Source organism: Kribbella italica, assembly GCF_014205135.1.
Taxonomy (GTDB): domain Bacteria; phylum Actinomycetota; class Actinomycetes; order Propionibacteriales; family Kribbellaceae; genus Kribbella; species Kribbella italica.
The window spans coordinates 8,205,539-8,222,128 of the sequence record NZ_JACHMY010000001.1 but is presented as its reverse complement, the minus strand read 5'-3'; the positions used below and the strand labels follow the sequence as shown (position 1 = coordinate 8,222,128).

General features: G+C 69.9%; 20 protein-coding genes. 9 read left to right on the top strand and 11 right to left on the bottom strand.

All coding sequences use genetic code 11. From position 1 onward, the window contains the following. Window positions 1-13 precede the first annotated feature (13 nt). The 3 genes from HDA39_RS38635 to HDA39_RS38625 are packed head-to-tail and all read left to right on the top strand — an operon-like array spanning window position 14 to window position 1,265. Window positions 14-472, top strand: coding sequence for an SRPBCC domain-containing protein (locus HDA39_RS38635; RefSeq protein WP_184803827.1), 459 nt, complete (start codon window positions 14-16; stop codon window positions 470-472). Then, window positions 469-822, top strand: a complete 354-nt coding sequence (locus HDA39_RS38630) for an ArsR/SmtB family transcription factor (protein ID WP_184803824.1) — start codon at window positions 469-471, stop codon at window positions 820-822. The genes HDA39_RS38635 and HDA39_RS38630 overlap by 4 nt, the downstream gene beginning before the upstream one ends. 2 nt (window positions 823-824) lie before the next feature. Then, window positions 825-1,265, top strand: a complete 441-nt coding sequence (locus HDA39_RS38625; RefSeq protein ID WP_184803821.1) for an SRPBCC family protein — start codon at window positions 825-827, stop codon at window positions 1,263-1,265. Here the strand turns inward: HDA39_RS38625 and HDA39_RS38620 are convergent. From HDA39_RS38620 to HDA39_RS38610, 3 genes are read right to left on the bottom strand one after another with little or no spacing between them, the layout of a single operon-like run. Continuing rightward, entirely contained in the window at window positions 1,249-2,481 is a 1,233-nt protein-coding gene (locus HDA39_RS38620) for an RNA polymerase sigma factor (protein ID WP_184803817.1), read from the bottom strand. The genes HDA39_RS38625 and HDA39_RS38620 overlap by 17 nt on opposite strands. A 1-nt stretch (window position 2,482) precedes the next feature. Further along, window positions 2,483-2,854, bottom strand: coding sequence for a YciI family protein (locus HDA39_RS38615; RefSeq protein ID WP_184803816.1), 372 nt, complete (start codon window positions 2,852-2,854; stop codon window positions 2,483-2,485). Beyond that, on the bottom strand, window positions 2,851-3,486 hold the full coding sequence (locus HDA39_RS38610; RefSeq protein WP_184803815.1) for a DUF998 domain-containing protein: 636 nt from the start codon (window positions 3,484-3,486) through the stop codon (window positions 2,851-2,853). The genes HDA39_RS38615 and HDA39_RS38610 overlap by 4 nt, the downstream gene beginning before the upstream one ends. Window positions 3,487-3,658: 172 nt before the next feature. On the opposite strand from HDA39_RS38610, the gene HDA39_RS38605 reads away from it, so the two are divergent. After that, window positions 3,659-4,093, top strand: coding sequence for a hypothetical protein (locus tag HDA39_RS38605; protein WP_184803814.1), 435 nt, complete (start codon window positions 3,659-3,661; stop codon window positions 4,091-4,093). 19 nt (window positions 4,094-4,112) lie between these two features. On the opposite strand, the gene HDA39_RS38600 is transcribed toward HDA39_RS38605, so the two are convergent. The 4 genes from HDA39_RS38600 to HDA39_RS38585 all read right to left on the bottom strand — a co-directional run bounded on the left by HDA39_RS38600 (window position 4,113) and on the right by HDA39_RS38585 (window position 8,946). Further along, entirely contained in the window at window positions 4,113-4,532 is a 420-nt protein-coding gene (locus HDA39_RS38600; RefSeq protein WP_184803813.1) for a pyridoxamine 5'-phosphate oxidase family protein, read from the bottom strand. A 72-nt stretch (window positions 4,533-4,604) separates the two neighbouring features. After that, window positions 4,605-5,627 carry a glycosyltransferase family 2 protein gene (locus HDA39_RS38595; RefSeq protein ID WP_202894468.1) on the bottom strand — a complete coding sequence of 341 codons (1,023 nt, stop codon included), beginning with the start codon at window positions 5,625-5,627 and terminating at the stop codon, window positions 4,605-4,607. Window positions 5,628-5,637: 10 nt separating this feature from the next. Beyond that, on the bottom strand, window positions 5,638-7,095 hold the full coding sequence (locus tag HDA39_RS38590; protein ID WP_184803811.1) for an LCP family protein: 1,458 nt from the start codon (window positions 7,093-7,095) through the stop codon (window positions 5,638-5,640). Window positions 7,096-7,248: 153 nt separating this feature from the next. Then, window positions 7,249-8,946 carry a hypothetical protein gene (locus HDA39_RS38585; RefSeq protein WP_184803810.1) on the bottom strand — a complete coding sequence of 566 codons (1,698 nt, stop codon included), beginning with the start codon at window positions 8,944-8,946 and terminating at the stop codon, window positions 7,249-7,251. 198 nt (window positions 8,947-9,144) lie between these two features. Here HDA39_RS38585 and HDA39_RS38580 point away from each other — a divergent pair, with 198 nt between their 5' ends. From HDA39_RS38580 to HDA39_RS38570, 3 genes are read left to right on the top strand one after another with little or no spacing between them, the layout of a single operon-like run. Continuing rightward, window positions 9,145-10,014 carry a S1 family peptidase gene (locus HDA39_RS38580; RefSeq protein WP_184803807.1) on the top strand — a complete coding sequence of 290 codons (870 nt, stop codon included), beginning with the start codon at window positions 9,145-9,147 and terminating at the stop codon, window positions 10,012-10,014. Window positions 10,015-10,071: 57 nt separating this feature from the next. After that, complete coding sequence (locus HDA39_RS38575; RefSeq protein ID WP_184803804.1) at window positions 10,072-12,141, top strand: spermine/spermidine synthase domain-containing protein; 2,070 nt, start codon at window positions 10,072-10,074, stop codon at window positions 12,139-12,141. A gap of 60 nt (window positions 12,142-12,201) precedes the next feature. Further along, complete coding sequence (locus HDA39_RS38570; protein WP_184803802.1) at window positions 12,202-12,834, top strand: class I SAM-dependent methyltransferase; 633 nt, start codon at window positions 12,202-12,204, stop codon at window positions 12,832-12,834. On the opposite strand, the gene HDA39_RS38565 is transcribed toward HDA39_RS38570, so the two are convergent. Then, the gene (locus HDA39_RS38565) at window positions 12,835-13,692 is read right to left on the bottom strand and encodes a hypothetical protein (protein ID WP_184803800.1); all 858 of its coding nucleotides are present in this window, start codon (window positions 13,690-13,692) and stop codon (window positions 12,835-12,837) included. It abuts the gene before it with no gap. A gap of 72 nt (window positions 13,693-13,764) precedes the next feature. Between HDA39_RS38565 and HDA39_RS38560 the strand changes: the two genes are divergently transcribed. Continuing rightward, window positions 13,765-14,631 carry a phosphotransferase gene (locus tag HDA39_RS38560; protein ID WP_202893253.1) on the top strand — a complete coding sequence of 289 codons (867 nt, stop codon included), beginning with the start codon at window positions 13,765-13,767 and terminating at the stop codon, window positions 14,629-14,631. Here HDA39_RS38560 and HDA39_RS38555 read toward each other — a convergent pair. From HDA39_RS38555 to HDA39_RS38545, 3 genes are read right to left on the bottom strand one after another with little or no spacing between them, the layout of a single operon-like run. Continuing rightward, window positions 14,628-14,897 (bottom strand): hypothetical protein, encoded by a 270-nt coding sequence (locus HDA39_RS38555; protein WP_184803798.1) that lies wholly within the window; start codon window positions 14,895-14,897, stop codon window positions 14,628-14,630. The genes HDA39_RS38560 and HDA39_RS38555 overlap by 4 nt on opposite strands. Before the next feature lie 38 nt (window positions 14,898-14,935). Continuing rightward, window positions 14,936-15,259, bottom strand: a complete 324-nt coding sequence (locus HDA39_RS38550) for an AzlD domain-containing protein (RefSeq protein ID WP_184803796.1) — start codon at window positions 15,257-15,259, stop codon at window positions 14,936-14,938. Next, complete coding sequence (locus HDA39_RS38545; RefSeq protein ID WP_184803795.1) at window positions 15,259-15,948, bottom strand: AzlC family ABC transporter permease; 690 nt, start codon at window positions 15,946-15,948, stop codon at window positions 15,259-15,261. The genes HDA39_RS38550 and HDA39_RS38545 overlap by 1 nt, the downstream gene beginning before the upstream one ends. 53 nt (window positions 15,949-16,001) lie before the next feature. On the opposite strand from HDA39_RS38545, the gene HDA39_RS38540 reads away from it, so the two are divergent. Then, entirely contained in the window at window positions 16,002-16,571 is a 570-nt protein-coding gene (locus tag HDA39_RS38540; protein WP_238356261.1) for a helix-turn-helix domain-containing protein, read from the top strand. Window positions 16,572-16,590: the final 19 nt, after the last annotated feature.

Genomic DNA, 16,590 nt, shown 5'->3' with positions numbered 1-16,590 from the left:
CAAGGAGTCCCCGATGGAGTACGGCACCCTCGAACGCGAGATCCACATCGACGCCGAGCCGGACGTGGTGTTCGACGTGGTCAGCAGTCCCGAGCACCTGCGCGAGTGGTGGCCCGACGAGGCCGACTACCCGCTCACGCCCGGTGGCAGCGGCCGGATCGTCTTCGACCAGGGCACGGACGACCCGAAGGCCGTCGCGATCACCGTGGTCGAGATCGACAGGCCCCGGCTGTTCTCGTTCCGCTGGACCCACCCGGTCGGCGAACCGGCGGCCACGGCCAACTCACTGCTGGTCACCCTCGAGCTCGTCCCGACCGGTACCGGGACGACGCTCAAGCTGACCGAGACCGGCTTCCGCGAGCAGGGCTGGGAGGTCGCCGTACTGGAGGAGACCTACCGCGACCACGAGAACGGCTGGGACCACTTCCTCCCCCGGCTCGGCCGGTACGTCGACAAGCTGGTCGCGCGATGATCGACGACGACCTCTGGTCCGCGATCGGCGACCCGACCAGGCGCCGGCTCCTCGACCTGCTGCTCAGCGACGGTCCCGGTACGGCGACCAGCCTCAGCGAGCAGCTCCCCGTGACCCGGCAGGCCGTCGCCAAGCATCTCGGCGTACTGGATCGGGTCGGACTCGTGCACGTTGCCCCCGCGGGCCGCGAGATGCGCTACCAGGTCGACGACGCGCAACTGGCTCGGGCAGCGGCCCAGCTGGCCGACGTCGGCGCGACCTGGGACCGCCGGCTGCAGCGCATCAAGCGCCTCGCCGAAACCATTCAGAAGAAGTCCGAATCCGCAGCACCGAAGAAGAAGGAGAACTGACCATGCCCGACATCCTGCACCGCATCGCCACCAAGACCACCACCGCGGACGACGTCCTGCCGGCCCTCACCACCATCGACGGCCTGGCCTCGTGGTGGACCACCGACACCGAGGGCGACGCGTCGGTCGACGGGGTGATCAAGTTCCGGTTCATCCCGGGCGGGTTCGACATGAGGGTGCTCGAGATCAAGCCCGACCGTGTTCGCTGGGAGGTCGCCGAGGGCCCGGAGGAGTGGATGGGCACGACGATCACCTTCGACCTCAAGCAGGACGGCGAGCACACCGTCGTACTGTTCTCCCACGAGGGCTGGAAGGAGCCGGTCGAGTTCATGAACCACTGCAGCACCAAGTGGGCGTCGTACCTGCTGAGCCTCAAGGACTACGTGGAGACCGGCAAGGGTTCGCCGTCGCCGGACGACGTACAGATCAGCAACTGGCACTAGCTCTGTCGAGCAGGTAGCGGCGTTCGACCTCGTTCGTGGCGAGTTCGGCCGCGGCGAGGTAGGCCGCCCGGGCTTCTTCTCGGCGGCCGGTGGCCTCCAGCAGATGAGCCCGTACGGCGGCCGCCCGGTGCCGGACCAGCGGATCCTCGGCGAGGTCGAGATCGTCCAGCAGGGCCAGGGCACGCTGCGGGCCGAAGGCCTTGGAGACCGCGACGACGCGGCTCAGGCGAATTGGGGCGGTCGGCGCGAGGCGTTCCAGCCAGAGGTAGAGCGCGGCGATCTGCGGCCAGTCGGTCTCGTCGGCCGACTTGGCCCGCGCGTGGATCGCGGCGACGGCCGCCTGCAGCTGGTACGCGCCGACCTGGCGATGCACCCAGGCGCCCTCGATCAGCGCGACGCCCTCGGCGATCAATGCCTGGTCCCACCGCGAGCGGTCCTGGTCCTCCAGCTGGACCAGGTGGTTCTGCTCGTCGGTGCGGGTCGCGTCGCGGGAGACGATCAGCAGCATCAACGCCAGCAAGCCCGCGACCTCGCGGTCGTTGGGGAGCAGGCGGTGCAGCGTGCGCGTCAGCCGGATGGCTTCGGCGGACAGGTCCGTCCGGGACAACCGATCGCCACCGGTGGCGGTGTAGCCCTCGTTGAAGATCAGGTACAGCACGTGCATGACGGCCGCGATCCGCTCGTCCTGGTCGTCGGTCGGCGCGGTGAACCGGGCGCCGCTGTCCTTGAGTGTCTGCTTGGCCCGGCTGATCCGGGTCGACATCGAGCGCTCGGCCGCGCCGTACGCGCGGGCGATCTCCGCGGTCGTCAGGCCGCCGACGGCACGCAGCGTCAGGGCGACCTGGGACGGCGGGGAGAGCGCGGAGTGGCAGCACAGGAAGAGCAGCAGCAGGCTGTCGTCCTGGTCGGCGACCTGCGGCGCGGGACCGGCGGGGTCGACGATCGCCGGATCGGCCTGGGCGACCTCCTGCTCGCGCCGGCGCGCCGCCTGCTCGGAGCGCAGCAGGTCGACCATCCGGCGGTAGCCGACCCGGATCAGCCAGCTCCGCGGCTCGTCGGGGATCCCCTCCTCGGGCCACCGGCGGCTCGCGACCAGCAGGGCCTCCTGCGTCGCGTCCTCGGCCGTGTCGAAGCGGCTGAACCGTCGTACGAGCGCACCGAGCACCTGCGGCGCCTCGGTGCGCAGCAGGTGCTCGATCTCGTCGGGCGGAGGCATCTCAGGAGGCGAAGTCGTCGCCCATGATCGGCCGGATCTCCATCGGCTCCCCCAGGACGCCGACCATCCGCGTCACGATGTCGGTCGCCCGCTCCAGGCTCACGCAGTCGATCACGGCGAAGCTGGCCAGTACCTCCTTCAACTCCGCGAACGGCCCGTCGGTCGCCACGACCCCGGCCGCCGTCTTCCGGACGGTCGTCGTCACCACCGGATGCCCGAGCCCCTCACTGGTGACGAACTCGCCCGTCTCCCGGAGCTCCTTCTCGAACTCCTGGTACGCCGCGAACGCCGCCAGCGCCTCCTCCGACGGCACATCGGCCGTCTCCCCGTCCCAGCTGTCCGCCGGGGTGTAGCTCAGCAACAGGAACTTCATCTCGTCCTCCGGTCGGTCAGCTGTACGGCGTACACGGTGGTCCAGGTGAAGGCCACCGCTCCAGTCAAAGCGATCTGCACGCTCGCCCCGGTCGGCGACACGGGAATCAGCATCACCAACGCGACCACTCCGTGCCCGACCGCCGCCCTGGTGGCACGGCGGCGGACCGCGTCGACGACCAGCACGATGCACGCGACGGCGAGCGCGGTGAAGGCGACCGCCGCGCCTGCGGAGTGGACGACGCTGTGCCACGACATCGCGACCGTGCCGTCGGGCGCGCCGGCCGGGAAGCCGTTCTGCGGGTCCATCGGGAACAGCCCGGCGATCACCAGACCGGCGCCGAACAGGCCGAGGAACAGCGGGACCGTACGGCGGCCGGTGCCCTCGGTGATCAGCCGGCGACGGGCGACCGCGAGCGCGATCACGCCGAGGCCGGTGAGTACGAAACTGATCATCTGGATCCAGCCGAGTGATCCAGTGGCCAGCTGACTGATCGGGTGGACCCGCAGGTCGAAGCCGTCGCGGGTCAGCATCTGGGCGATCGCGACGGCGTAGAAGGACGGTCCGGCGATCGCGGCGGCGGTCAGGAGTCGGTGGGTGGTGGACGGTCTGTTCGTCGTGAGTGTGGTCATCGGGTGCTCCTCGGGTCGGTCTGTCACCGCTACCTCGCTGCCGAGCGACCTGCTTCAACATCGCCCGTCCTGTGATCCACCTCACAGGACAGCCGATGTTGAAGCCGGCCTGGCGGATCCGAGGTGGCGGTGAGTGCGCAGGAGCTGCGCACCGGAAACCGAGGAGACGGCGATGACCGAGAACCACGAGACCCCTGCCCCGACCGCCGGGCTGAAGGCCCTCGACCGGCTGGTCGGTGAGTGGACCGTGACCGGAGGCGCCGAGGGCGTCGTGAAGTACGAGTGGATGGAGGGCGGCTACTTCCTGCTGCAGACCGTCGAGCTCGAGCAGTACGGGCAGCGGGTGAGCGGCGTCGAGATCATCGGGAACCTGCGGCCGTTCGGCGAACCGGCGAGTGCGGACGTGCACTCGCGGTTCTACGACTCGACCGGGAACACGCTCGACTACACCTACGAGCTGGACGGCGACAAGCTGACCATCTGGGGTGGGCCGAAGGGCAGCCCGGCGTACTTCGAGGGCACGTTCACCGACGGCGACCGGGTGATGGCCGGGGACTGGGTCTACCCCGGCGGTGGCGGCTACGAGTCGACGATGACGCGCCGCTGACGCCGTACGGCGTACGTCGTCAGAGCGCGTAGCGGCGGACGGACGCCGGGTGGAGGACGATCCGCAGCAGGTCGGCGCCCAGCATCTCGCGCAGGGCGCCGGCCAGCGCTTCGTCGCCGAGGTCCCAGTACCGGGCGGCGAGGCGGGAGCACAGGTCGTGCGCGCCGTCGTCCTCGATCGTCGTCCGGCCGGCCACGGACACCCAGCGCTCGGGTTCGCCGACCGGCGCGGCGACCACGATCGAGGCGCGCGGGTCGCGGCGCAGGCGCCGGACCTTCAACGCCTCGGGCTCGGTGAAGAGCTGGATCGTGCCGTCGCCGGTCGCCTCGAACCACACCGGCCGGGGCTGCGCCGGGACCGGGCTCTCGGCGACGGTGAGGAAACCGTGCAGCGGACGGGCGAGGAACTCGAGGTCTTCGGGCGTCAGCGATTCAGTCATGCCGCCCATTCAACGCGACCAGGGCGGGCCGCTCCATGTCCGAGCGGCCCGATCACCTGTGCCGTCGTACCGTCAGGCGGGGCCCGGGGTGGTGAGCGCCGGGCCGGCCGGCTTCTCCTGCAGGCCGACGATGAAGCCAAGGCCCCAGGAGATGTGCATGGTGGCGATCACGGCCGGGAGCCAGAAGATCGCCTTCCACGGCAGGTAGCGGCCCTCCATCGCGGAGCCGGCGATCACGGCGAGCGCGTAGCCGAGCGGGATGATGAAGCCCAGGTCGAGAATCGCGCTGCCGACGATCAGGCCGACGATGCCGAGGATCAGGCCGACGGCGAGCAGGCCGACGGCGACCGGCGGCGCCAGGTACCGCTTCGAGGCGGTCTCGGGGTGCCGGCGGATCACCTCGCGGCGCCACTGGCCGGTGTGGAAGAACTGCTTGGCGACGGCCGACAGCGACGAGCGCGGCCGGTACGTCACCGAGAGGTCCGGGCTGAACCAGATCAGCCCGCCGGTCTTGCGGATCCGGTAGTTCAGCTCCCAGTCCTGGGCGCGGTGCATCGACTCGTCGAAACCGCCGACCCGCTCCAGCGCCGTCCGCTTGAAGACCCCCAGGTAGACGGTGTCGGCCGGTCCGGCCTTGCCGCCCTGGTGGAACGTCGAGGCGCCGAGCCCGAGGCGCGACCGGTACGCACAGGCGACCGCCATCTCGAACGGCGTCCGGCCCTCGGCCGCCATCACGCCGCCGACGTTGTCGGCGCCGCTCTCGTCCAGCACCTCGACCGCGCGGGTGATGTAGCCCTGGGTGAGGACGCCGTGGCCGTCGACCCGGACGACGATGTCGTGCCGGGCGTGCGCGATGCCGACGTTCAGCCCGGCCGGCGTCTTGCCGGTCGGGTTCGGCACGATCGTGATCCGGTCGTCGCCGGCGGCCAGCCGGGCGGCGATCTCCTCGGTCCGGTCCTTGCCCGGACCGATCGCGAGCACGACCTCCAGCTCGCCGGGGTACTCCTGGTCGAGCACGCGGCCGACCGCCTCCTCGAGGTGGCGTTCCTCGTTCAGCACGGGCATCACGACGGAGACCGGGGGCCAGTTGGACAGCATCTTCAGGTCAGGCCTTACAGACTTGTGCGACGTCGTCGACGTCGGTGGATGGCTTGGACGGGGTCTTGCTCGGCGTGGACGCCTTCTTGCTAGGAGACACGCTACTCGGTGTGTCCGACTTCTTACCGTCCCCGTCGTCGGATCCCTTGTCCAGTGCCTCGGACTTGCCCACCGCCTCGGCGACCTTCGTCCGGATCAGGCCGAAGTCGGGGTCACCGGTCTTGATCAGCGGTGGGACCGGCGAGAAGGATGACACCGGAAGCTTCTTGGAGTCCAGCGCCAGGTCGGTGAAGGTGCCCAGCTCACCGGACGGGATGTTGGTCTGGACCACCTGTTTGCTGGCCGAGGCGATGCCCTGGAACTTGGTCAGCACCTTCTGCGGCGAGAGCTGGTTGAGCATCGCGGTCATCACGCACTTCTGCCGGGTCATCCGTTCGTAGTCGCTGGCCCCGGCCCGGGACCGGGCGAACCACATCGCATGGTACCCGTCCAGGTGCTGGGCCTTGCCCGGCTTGATGTAGCCCTTGATCGGCCCGCCGATGCCACCGATCGGGACCTTCTTGCCGACGTCGACGGTGATCCCACCGACCGCGTCGAGCAGGTGCTGGAAGCCGGCGATGTCGATCAGGACGTAGTAGTTGACCTTCAGCCCGGTCAGGCCCTCGACCGCCTGCTGGGTCGCGAGCAGTCCCGGTTCCTTCACCCCCGGGAAGTGCTGCTTGTGCCCCATCGCCCAGGTGTAGACGCCGTTCAGGTAGCAGTCGTGGCCGCAGCCGTCCCACTCGAAGCCGTTCGGGAACTGCTTGGCCATCTCGGTCCCGGCCGGGAACGGCACCTTCGCCATGTTCCGCGGCAGGCCGATCAGCACGGTCCGGCCGGTGTCGGCGTCGATGCTGGCCAGCGTCAGGCTGTCCGGCCGGACGCCGATCCGGTTGGCGCCGGAGTCCCCGCCGAGCAGGAGTACGTTGTACCGGCCCTTGTCCGCCTTGGACTTCTCGCCGTTGCCGAACACGCTGGCCACGAAGTCGCGCTGCGCCGACACGATCGTGCTGGTCCAGATCAGTACGGTCATCACCAGCACGACGAGCACGCCGTCCACGATGCTCGCGGTCAGCCGGTGGTTGCGTTCCAGCGTGAGCGGCCGGCCGAGCCGGTAGGCGTCGACGAACAACGCGGCCCACCCGACCGCCAGCAGGATCAGCAGCACCTGCACGATCCGCAGCGTGGTCGGCGACACGATGAGGTTGATCGTCCCCGACCGCCAGACCAGCGACAGCAGCACCAGGAACACGACGATCGCCACGATGCCGGCGATCACCCGCCAGGCGGCCCGGCCGGCCTTCTTGCTGCCCGCCACGATCTGCGCGGAGCCCGGCAGCACCAGCGTCATCAGCAACAGCGCCAGCGCCCGCTTGAACCGGACCGGCTCTCTGAGATTCTCCAGCTCCGGCTTCTCCGGCCGCATCACATCCACCTCCTGTTCCCCCAGGGTCACTTCGTACGACGTACGCGGCAGGGGGATGGTTCGAGCTGGGCGGATTCCGAGTCGGACAGTAACAGCCGGAACGCACGCCGAAGGCGCCGACCTGCGGGGGTCGACGCCTTCGTAACGTAGGTCTCAGCGCAGCCCGTACGCGTCCAGCACGGTCTGCTCGGTCGCGTTGCCGGCCGAGTCGCTCGCCTTGGCCCGCACAGAGATCGTCGCCCCCGGCGGGGTCGCGGCGATCGCGACGTACCCGTTGCCCTGCGTGACAACGGTCGCGCTCCGCCACGTCCGGCCCTGGTCACCGGAGATCTCCACCGACGGCTTCCCGAGCGTGCCGACGGCCGCTCCCGGCTGTGGCGTCACGGTGAACGGCAGTCGCGTGACGGCCGTCCGCCGGACGTCGTTGGTCAGGTCGACCGCCGGCTGGAAGCCGACCGACCACAGCGGCAGGTTCTCACCCTCCGCGCTCGCCGTGTCCGAAGCGAAGGTCCAGACCGCCTTCACCTGCGTCGATCGACGCGCGGCGGCATGGCGGACGACCTCGCTCTCCAGCCGGTACGACGCCTTGCCTGTCTTGACCTCCACGCCGCGCCCGAGTTTCCCGGCGGTGGCGTTCTCGGCCACCAGGACGCCGTCGCGGTAGAGCCTGGTCGCAGCCTTGACGTCCATTCCCCATCCCGAGTGGCCGGCCGCGTCGTCGTACAGGCCGAAGTCGGCCTCGAACACGTCGCCGCTCCGGACGGCCAGGTCTTCCTTCACCGACGGCGCGAGAACCGCCTTGTTCCACGCCGTCGTGTAGGTCCGGCCGGGCTGCGCCGTGCGGCTGATCCTCCCGCTCTGCGCGGTGACCAGAGTGCTGCCCATGCCCGCGCCGTCCCGCTCCTGGAACTCCTCGAGCACCTCGGTGCCGGGCTCGACGTACTCGGTGACCGTGCGGGCTCCCGTTCCCGAGTACCCCCTGCTCCAGTGGAAGCGCATCTCCGGCGCCGTCACGGTCACCGCCTTGTCGGTGGTGTGTCCGGGGCCGGTGGTGAACAGCCGGGACTTGAACGGGACCAGACTCTTCGGCTGCACCACGCGGTCGAACCCGGTGAAGAACGCGCCGCGGACGGTGTCCATCGTGGTGTAGGTGACCGGCGTCTCCGCGAAGTCCCCGGTGCTGCCGGGCACCGCCCACTGGGTCATCACGCTCGAGATCACCTCGCCGGCCGGAAGCGCCGGCCCGAGCTGAGCGGCGTACAGCGGGGTGAGCGTGTCGGCCCAGGTGTCGAACCACAGCGCCGATCCGTCGTCGGCGCGACGGGAGAAGTACAGCGCGACCATCGACGACGCGACGGTGCCGTCCTCGACCCGGACCTTGAACGGCTTGGCCTCGCGGGCGTCGAGCACGACGGTCGAGGCGGCGGTCAGGTCGAGCAGCGGCTGGACCAGGACGCTCGTCGTCGTGCCGGTGGGGACGAAGCTGACCACGACGTACTTGCCCGGCGGAAGGTCGACCGTGGTCTCGCCGGTGCCGACGTCGACGGCGCCGTTGACGGTCCTGTCGAGGCTGGCGACAGTCGTCCGTGCGCCGGGAGCCAGCGCCCCGGCGCGATCGAGGTGCCTGAGGGTCAACGGGACCGTCGCTTCCTTGAAGCGCTTGGTGAGTGCGCCAGGGCTCGCGGTCGGGTCGATCCGTTGCCCGGCGAGCCGTCCGGGGACCTCGGTCCGGAACGCTTGCCGGGGTTCGGCGTACGCCGGACCGGGTGGTGGTTCGGCGGTGGCCGTCGTACCGCTGAGTGGGAGGAGTGCCAGGGCGAGAAGGACGATCAGTCGTTTTCTTGAACGCATACCTGGAGGTGTCCGGCGGGGCGACGGATGGTTGCGGGTGCGGAGGGAAACCCCTGCAACCGCCCCTGGATCGACAGGTTTCACGTGTTTGTGATGGTTTCGGCGGCCGGTCTTCGGATACGAAGAGTTCCAAGGCAACTACGCCCCGTCTGCACACCGCCCCGTTGGCAGACCCGTGAGGACAAAGGATCACCGCCCATGAAACTCGTCCGTTCAGTTCTCGTGTCCGCTCTCGCCTGCAGCGCCGTGCTGCTCAGCGGCAGTCAGGCCCACGCGCTGGAGGCCGCCGAAGCGCCGGCGGCCCCCGCGAAGGCCGCCGCGCCGGGTGCCGACTACACCGGCATCGCCGCGCTCAGCAACTGCTCCGCCTCGCTCGTCCGGTACGCCGAGTCGGCCGGGACCGACAAGGCGATGGTGCTCACCAACGGGCACTGCTACGAAGGTGGATTCCTCAATCCCGGCGTGGTTCTGGTCAACCGCTCCTCGACCCGCTCGATCACGCTGCTGCGCCCGGACGCCAGCAACGCCGGGACCGTTCGCGCGAGCCGGATCCTCTACGGCACGATGACCAAGACCGACATGATCGTGTACGAGGTGAACGAGACCTACGACGCGATCAGGACCCGTCTCAACGTCACGCCGCTGACGCTGGCCAAGCAGGGCCCGGCCGACGGCGCCGGCATGGCCGTCGTGTCCGGCTACTGGAAGCGCATCTACACCTGCTCGGTGCAGTCCACGATTCCCGAGCTCCGCGAGGGCGACTGGACCTGGAAGAGCTCGATCAAGTACCTGCAGCCGGGCTGCGAGACGATCGGCGGTACGTCGGGTTCGCCGGTGGTCAGCACCAGCACCGGTGAGGTGATCGGCGTCAACAACACCGGCAACGAGGACGGCGCCCGCTGCACGGTGAACAACCCCTGCGAGGTCGATGCGGCGGGCAACGTGACCGTCGACCAGGGCGCGGCGTACGGCCAGCAGACCTGGTGGCTCTACACCTGCCTGACCGCCACCCGCACGATCGACCTGAACAAGTCGGGGTGCCAGCTGGCGAAACCGGCACGCCGCTAGTTCCCAAAGCTGGACGAGGGGTGACGTAGGCCACTGGCGTGGGTAAGGTCCCAGCCCATGGCAGTCGACTCGTCAACCCCTCGTACGGCCGAACCTCCCCAGTGGCAGAGTCCGATCGGGGTCAGACCCCGGTTGGTTGCCGCCAGCGCCCTGATGCTCTTCCTGGAGCTCGCGCTGATCCGCTGGACCGGTTCGAACGTGGTCCACCTCAGCTACTTCTCCAACTTCGTGCTGCTCGGCTCGTTCCTCGGGATCGGGATCGGCATCCTGCGGGCCGGCAAGGCCAAGCGGCTGCCGTACTACTCCCCGATCATGCTCGGCCTGCTGGTGCTGGTGATCGCGTGGAAGCCGGTGACCGTCAACCGGTCCGGCGACAGCGTCATCTACTTCACCAGCCTGGACACCACCGGCCCGCCGGTCTGGGTGATCCTGCCGATCATCTTCGTCGCCGCGGCCGTCGTCCTGGCCGGGCCGGCCGAGCTGGTCGGGCGGTGCTTCACCGAGCTGCCGCGGCTGACGGCGTACCGGTACGACCTGATCGGGAGCCTGAGCGGCATCGTGGCGTTCACGCTGCTGTCGTTCCTCGGCGCGCCGCCGATCTGGTGGGGGCTGCTGGTCACCATCGGGTTCCTGGCGCTGATGATCCCGGGCAAGAAGGCGACCGCCGCCGCGCTGAGCGGCGCGCTCGTCGCGACTCCGCTGCTGGTGATGCTCGGCGTGCTGCTGCACGAGTCGACCCGGCCGGAGAACAGCTGGTCGCCGTACTACAAGGTGCAGACCTCCTCGTCGACGTACGAGGGCACTCCGCTGCTGACGATCAACGTGAACGGGGTCCCGCACCAGCAGGCGATCCCGGCCGCGCAGCGGCTGCAGTGGGAGCCGCAGTACGGGCTGCCGTACGAGCGCGCGGCGAAGAAGAACCCGGAGAACGTCCTGATCATCGGTGCCGGGTCCGGCACCGACGTGGCCGTTGCCCTGCGCAACGGTGCGAAGCACGTCGACGCGGTCGAGATCGACCCGCGGCTGCGCGACATCGGCCGTGAGCAGCATCCGGACCACCCGTACCAGGACCCGCGGGTCACCTCGCACATCGACGACGGCCGGGCCTTCCTGTCCCGGACCGACAAGAAGTACGACCTGATCCTGCTGGCGCTGCCGGACTCGCTGACGCTGGTGAACGGCGCGAGCTCGCTGCGGCTGGAGAGCTACCTGTTCACCGAGCAGGCGTTCAAGAGCGCGCAGGAGCACCTGGCGCCGGGCGGCGCGTTCGCGATGTACAACTACTACCGCGAGACCTGGCTGATCGACCGGCTCGCGTCGACGGCGCAGCAGGCGTTCGGGCACAAGCCGTGCGTCGACAAGGTCGGCGACGACCTGCAGCAGGCGGTCGTCACGGTCGGTCTCACGCCGGCCGACCAGGCCTGTGATGCGGAGTGGGCGGGTGCGTCGACGACCACGCCGCCGCCGGCGACCGACAACCGGCCGTTCCTGTACCTGTTCACCGACCGGATCCCGTCGCTGTACCTGATCACGATCGCGCTCATCCTGATCGCCGGGCTGATCGGCGTGGGGATCGCGGGCGGCGGTTCGTCGTACCGGCGGATGCGGCCGTACGCCGACCTGTTCCTGCTCGGCGCGGGCTTCATGCTGCTGGAGACCAAGTCCATCACCGGCTTCGCGCTGCTGTTCGGTACGACGTGGGTGGTCAACGCGATCGTCTTCGCTGGGGTCCTGGTCGCCGTGCTGGCCGCGGTCGAAGTCACCAGACGCTTCAAGACCCCACCCCTGAAGACCATGTACGTCGTGCTGTTCGGCGGTCTGCTGCTGAGTTGGGTCTTCCCCGACAGCTGGCTCCTGGGCATGCCGCTCGGCCTGCGGGCTGTGGTCGCGGTCGTGATCGCGTTCCTGCCGATCTTCGCCGCGAACGTGATCTTCGCCAAGCGCTTCACCGACACCGCCGACGGCACCGCCAGCTTCGGCGCCAACCTCCTCGGCGCCCTGCTCGGCGGCTGCCTCGAGTACGCCGCCCTGCTGATCGGCTTCGACGGCCTGATCCTGATCGCCGCGCTGCTGTACATCGGGGCCTTCCTGCTCCGGCCGAAAGCCCTTGCGGGAGTGGGATCCTGACGTCTAGGTTCTGATGTCCGGGTCCCACCGGGCCTCCGCGGACGACGACGGAGGATCCCGATGAACGACCTGACCGAGTACTACCGGCGCCGCGCCGGCGAGTACGACGCGGTGTACGCGAAGCCCGAACGCCAGGACGATCTCCGCCGGCTCCGGTCGGCGGTGGTCGAACTGGTGGACGGGCTTCGCGTGCTCGAGGTCGCCGCCGGCACCGGCTACTGGACAGCGGTGATGGCACCCGCGGCCCGGTCCGTCCTCGCGACGGACCTCGCCGAGGAGACACTGGCGGTCGCGCGAGAGCGGTCGTACTCGGGCGACGTGTCCTTCCAGGCGGTGGATGTCGCGGAGCTGGACACGGTCGGCGGGGAGTACGACGTGGTGTTCGCCGGGTTCTTCTGGTCGCACGTGCCGCGGGCCGACGCCGCGGAGTTCGTCCGTCGGCTCGGGCGACGCGGGCGGCGGGTGGTGCTCGTCGACAACCTGTACGTCGAGGGCAGCAGTTCGCCGGTGACCTCGACAGGGCCGGGTGGTGACACGTATCAGACTCGGCGGCTGGCCGACGGGTCGTCGTACGAGATCCTCAAGAACTTCCCCGCCGCGGGGAACGTCGAAGCGGACCTCCGGGCGGTGGGCTCGGAGATCCGCTTCGAGTCGTTCGAGTACTACTGGCTGGCGACCGTCGCCGTCAGCTGACTAGCTCCGCGGCGGGGCCGGGTAGTCGGGGTCTACTCCGTCGGTTTCGGCGGGCGGGGCCGGGTAGTCCGGGTCTACGCCGTCGGTTTCGGCGGGCGGGGCCGGGTAGTCCGGGTCGACGCCGTCGTTGCCCGGGCCGGGCGGGGCCGGCTGCGGGGCCGGGTAGTCGGGGTCCACGCCGTCGTTGCCGGTGCCGGGGCCGCCGTGCTGGGTGTAGCCGCGGGGCTGGTCGGCGGGCGGGACCGGGTAGTCCGGGTCCACACCGTTCTGGCCGATGGTCGGGAACGTGCTGGCCTGGGTGGGCGGGTTGTTCGGGCCGGGGTTAGCCATGGTTGCCTTTCTCACGCGGCGTCTGCGGACGTTGTCGACGATGATCAGCACGATGCCGATCAGGAAGAAGAACAGGAACGAGCCGATCGCCAGCAGCACCGACACCACCAGCGAGGCGATGGCGAGCTTGGGGCCGGCGTAGAACGTTCCGCCGGCGCCGGCGGAGTCGCAGTCGACCACGACCTCCTGGGGCGGGACCTTGCCGACCGACTGGGCGACGACGTACCAGGTGTCGTCGTTCACGGTGATCTGCTGCGAACCCTTCACCCGTTCCATCGGGATGTCGGCGCCGGAGGCGTCCTTCGCCGTACAGGGCGGGATCAGTGCGGGGACCGTCGAGTACACGGTCAGCCCGTCCGCGGTCAGCTGGACGGTTCCACCGTCGACCCGGGTCGGGGCCTTCGGCAGGTTCTGCACCAGGCGGACCACGAAGATCCCGCTCAGCACCAGCCCGAGGACGAAGCAACCGACCGCGATCCACGTCAGTGTCCGCTTCGGCGCCACAGGTCCCCCGGAGTAGCTCGTCATACCCCGCACGCTAACCCGCCGGAGGATCCTCCCCGGCCGATCTGCCCGAAAGGGCGACGTAGGGTGCGGTCCGTGGAGAAGCTGCTGCGCTGGGTGAGCGAACAGACCGGCAGCGACGTCGTCGCGGTGACGTCGTTGCGCGGCGGCTGGACGTCCGAGATGCGCCGCGTCCGGCTCGCCGACGGGCGGGAGGTCGTGGTCCGCTCGTTCGTGACCGAGTTCTTCCGCCGGCACGCGGAAGGACTGCTCGAACGGGAGGCCGGGATGCTCCGCGCGCTCACCGACGTCGAAGGCGTCCCGGCACCACGCCTACTGGCCGTCGACGCGACAGCCCAGTCCGGCGAAGCACCGTCGCTGGTGATGTCGTTGCTGCCGGGCTCTGTCGACGTCCAGGCCGACCGCTCCCCGCAGCTCGCCGAGCAACTGGTCGCGATCCACCGTGTCCGCATCGACCCGAGGCCGCGCGAGTTCCAGGTCTGGGTCTCGCCCAGCACGGTCCGGGTGCCCGAGGCAACCAACCGGCCGGAGGTGTGGACGCGGGCGGTCGAGCTCATCGGGCGCGAGCTTCCGCCGTACGACGGTGTGCTGCTGCACCGGGACTTCCATCCGGGCAACGTGCTGTTCGACGGTGAGCGTGTCACCGGCGTCGTCGACTGGGTCGAGACCTCCTGGGGGCCGGCGGATCTGGATGTCGCGCACTGCTCGACGGCGCTGGCGTTGCTGCACGGCCCGGAGGTCGGTGCGCGCTTCGCCGACCTGTACGTCGCCGCGGGCGGACGAGTCTCCACGGATCTCCGGCACTGGCGCGTCCTCGACGCGCTCGGCTTCGCGCCGGACGCCGAGAAGGTGGCCGGTCCGTGGCGCGAGCTCGGCCGCACCGACCTGACGCCCGGCGTACTGCGGGACCGGCTGGAGAGGTACCTGCTGCAGGTGCTCTAGGGAACGCCGAGCAGGCGGAGCCCCTGGGATCTGTCAGGTGTCCTGGGGGCGAGTGTCCTGCGGCCCGGCCGGTGAGAGCCGATGGGTGTACGCCGGTGGCTCCGGACCAGGAGGAACGTGCCGAGGAGGGCGAACCCGACGAACGAGAAGATCGCGCCGATCAGCGCCAGCGTGAACGCGAGTACGCCCGACCGCGGTCCGACGCCGTAGTTCAGGTCGAGGTCGTAGCCACCCGGGCAGCTGACGATGACCGCCTGCGGTGGCACCTTCTCGACCGACCGCGCGACGACGTATCCCGAGAGAGTCAGGGAACGCCGAGCAGGCGAAGCCCCGCGGCGGTGGCCGCGGCGGCGACCACGACCAGGACGAAGGGCGCTCGGCGCCAGGCGAGGACTCCACCGACCAGTACGCCGACGGGCCGCGCGATCCCGGCGTACGTGTGGCCCGCGGTGAGCGTCGCGGTGGCGACCAGCGCGGCGAGCAGGACGACCGCGGCGGTGGAGAGCAGCTGCTGCGTGCGGTCGGAGAGCTCGAAGCGGGCACGCATCAGCGGGCCGGCGATCCGCAGCGAAAAGGTGCCTACGGCAAGGATCAGGATCGCGACGAGGACCAGGAGCGGGTTGTTCATCAGGCGGGTTCCAGGGTTCGGTCGGCCTTGATCGGGCGGTAGAAGAGCAGACCGACGAGTGCCAGCAGCACCGGCACACCGGCGGGCAGGAACGGCGTCGCCGCGAGCGCGACGACCGAGCCGATCAGCGCCGCCGTACGGGTCGCCTTGTCCTTCAGCGCGGGCAGCACCAGCGCGAGCAGTACGGCGGGGAACGCGGCGTCCAGCCCGAACGCGGCGGTGTCCGTGATCACCGACCCGGCGAGCGCGCCGACCACCACCCCGACGTTCCAGCTGACGAAGATCCCGATCCCGCACAGCCAGTACGCCGCGCGCTTGTGCCGCAGCTCCTCCTGGCCGAGCGCGAACGCGACGTTCTCGTCGGTCATCAGGTGACTGCCGGCCACCCGCCGCCAGCCGCCGCCGATCACGTCGCTGACCGCCAGCCCGAACGCGACGTGCCGGCTGTTCACCAGCAGCCCCGCGATGGTCGCCGCGATCGGCGAGCCCCCGGCCGCGACGATGCCGACGAACAGGAACTGCGACGCGCCCGCGAACACCAGCAACGACATCGCGACCGGCACCCACAGGCTCAGTCCCCCGCCGACGCTGATCGCGCCGTACGAGAGCCCGACGACGCTGTCGGCCAGGCAGACCAGAGCGATGTCGCGGGCCAGGGCCGGGTCGAGTGTTCGCCAGATCGAACGCATGGGTTTTATGATGAACAGACTGGCAGCGTTCGTCAAGTCGAACGCATGGACCGATGGAGCGAACACTGATGGACAGCAAGGCACCACTCGACGTGATCGCGGGCTCGCTGCGCCGGGAACGTGCCCGGACCGGGCTGTCGCTGAGCGAGGTCGCCAAACGGGCCGGCGTCGCGAAGTCCACGCTGTCCCAGCTGGAGTCGGGGACCGGCAACCCCAGCGTCGAGACGCTGTGGGCGTTGTGTGTCGCACTGGAGATCCAGTTCGGCGACCTGATCGACCCGCCGCGGCCGAAGGTGCAGGTGATCCGGGCGGACGAGGGGCCGGCAATCCGGTCCGAGAAGGCCGACTACAGCGCGACCCTGGTCGCGTCCTGCCCGCCGAACGCGCGGCGCGACATCTACCGGCTGACGATCGCACCCGGCCCGGGCCGCGACTCCGAGCCGCACATGCCGGGCACGATCGAGCACGTCGTACTGGGAACGGGCCGTGCTCTGGTCGGCCTCAGCTCCGAACCGGTCGAGCTCACGCCGGGCGACTACATCGCCTACCCCGGCGACCTCCCGCACGTGTTCCGCGCGCTGGAGCCGGACACGACTCTGGTCCTGGTGTCCGAGACCTCCTGATGGTTGCCCCAAGCAACAG

What these genes read in the sequence shown, in the direction of transcription:
- HDA39_RS38635 (WP_184803827.1), top strand. Translation starts at nt 14, where the DNA reads ATGGAGTACGGCACCCTCGAACGCGAGATCCACATCGACGCCGAGCCG.
- HDA39_RS38630 (WP_184803824.1), top strand. Translation starts at nt 469, where the DNA reads ATGATCGACGACGACCTCTGGTCCGCGATCGGCGACCCGACCAGGCGC.
- HDA39_RS38625 (WP_184803821.1), top strand. Translation starts at nt 825, where the DNA reads ATGCCCGACATCCTGCACCGCATCGCCACCAAGACCACCACCGCGGAC.
- HDA39_RS38620 (WP_184803817.1), bottom strand. Translation starts at nt 2,481, where the DNA reads ATGCCTCCGCCCGACGAGATCGAGCACCTGCTGCGCACCGAGGCGCCG.
- HDA39_RS38615 (WP_184803816.1), bottom strand. Translation starts at nt 2,854, where the DNA reads ATGAAGTTCCTGTTGCTGAGCTACACCCCGGCGGACAGCTGGGACGGG.
- HDA39_RS38610 (WP_184803815.1), bottom strand. Translation starts at nt 3,486, where the DNA reads ATGACCACACTCACGACGAACAGACCGTCCACCACCCACCGACTCCTG.
- HDA39_RS38605 (WP_184803814.1), top strand. Translation starts at nt 3,659, where the DNA reads ATGACCGAGAACCACGAGACCCCTGCCCCGACCGCCGGGCTGAAGGCC.
- HDA39_RS38600 (WP_184803813.1), bottom strand. Translation starts at nt 4,532, where the DNA reads ATGACTGAATCGCTGACGCCCGAAGACCTCGAGTTCCTCGCCCGTCCG.
- HDA39_RS38590 (WP_184803811.1), bottom strand. Translation starts at nt 7,095, where the DNA reads ATGCGGCCGGAGAAGCCGGAGCTGGAGAATCTCAGAGAGCCGGTCCGG.
- HDA39_RS38585 (WP_184803810.1), bottom strand. Translation starts at nt 8,946, where the DNA reads ATGCGTTCAAGAAAACGACTGATCGTCCTTCTCGCCCTGGCACTCCTC.
- HDA39_RS38580 (WP_184803807.1), top strand. Translation starts at nt 9,145, where the DNA reads ATGAAACTCGTCCGTTCAGTTCTCGTGTCCGCTCTCGCCTGCAGCGCC.
- HDA39_RS38575 (WP_184803804.1), top strand. Translation starts at nt 10,072, where the DNA reads ATGGCAGTCGACTCGTCAACCCCTCGTACGGCCGAACCTCCCCAGTGG.
- HDA39_RS38570 (WP_184803802.1), top strand. Translation starts at nt 12,202, where the DNA reads ATGAACGACCTGACCGAGTACTACCGGCGCCGCGCCGGCGAGTACGAC.
- HDA39_RS38565 (WP_184803800.1), bottom strand. Translation starts at nt 13,692, where the DNA reads ATGACGAGCTACTCCGGGGGACCTGTGGCGCCGAAGCGGACACTGACG.
- HDA39_RS38550 (WP_184803796.1), bottom strand. Translation starts at nt 15,259, where the DNA reads ATGAACAACCCGCTCCTGGTCCTCGTCGCGATCCTGATCCTTGCCGTA.
- HDA39_RS38545 (WP_184803795.1), bottom strand. Translation starts at nt 15,948, where the DNA reads ATGCGTTCGATCTGGCGAACACTCGACCCGGCCCTGGCCCGCGACATC.
- HDA39_RS38540 (WP_238356261.1), top strand. Translation starts at nt 16,002, where the DNA reads ATGGAGCGAACACTGATGGACAGCAAGGCACCACTCGACGTGATCGCG.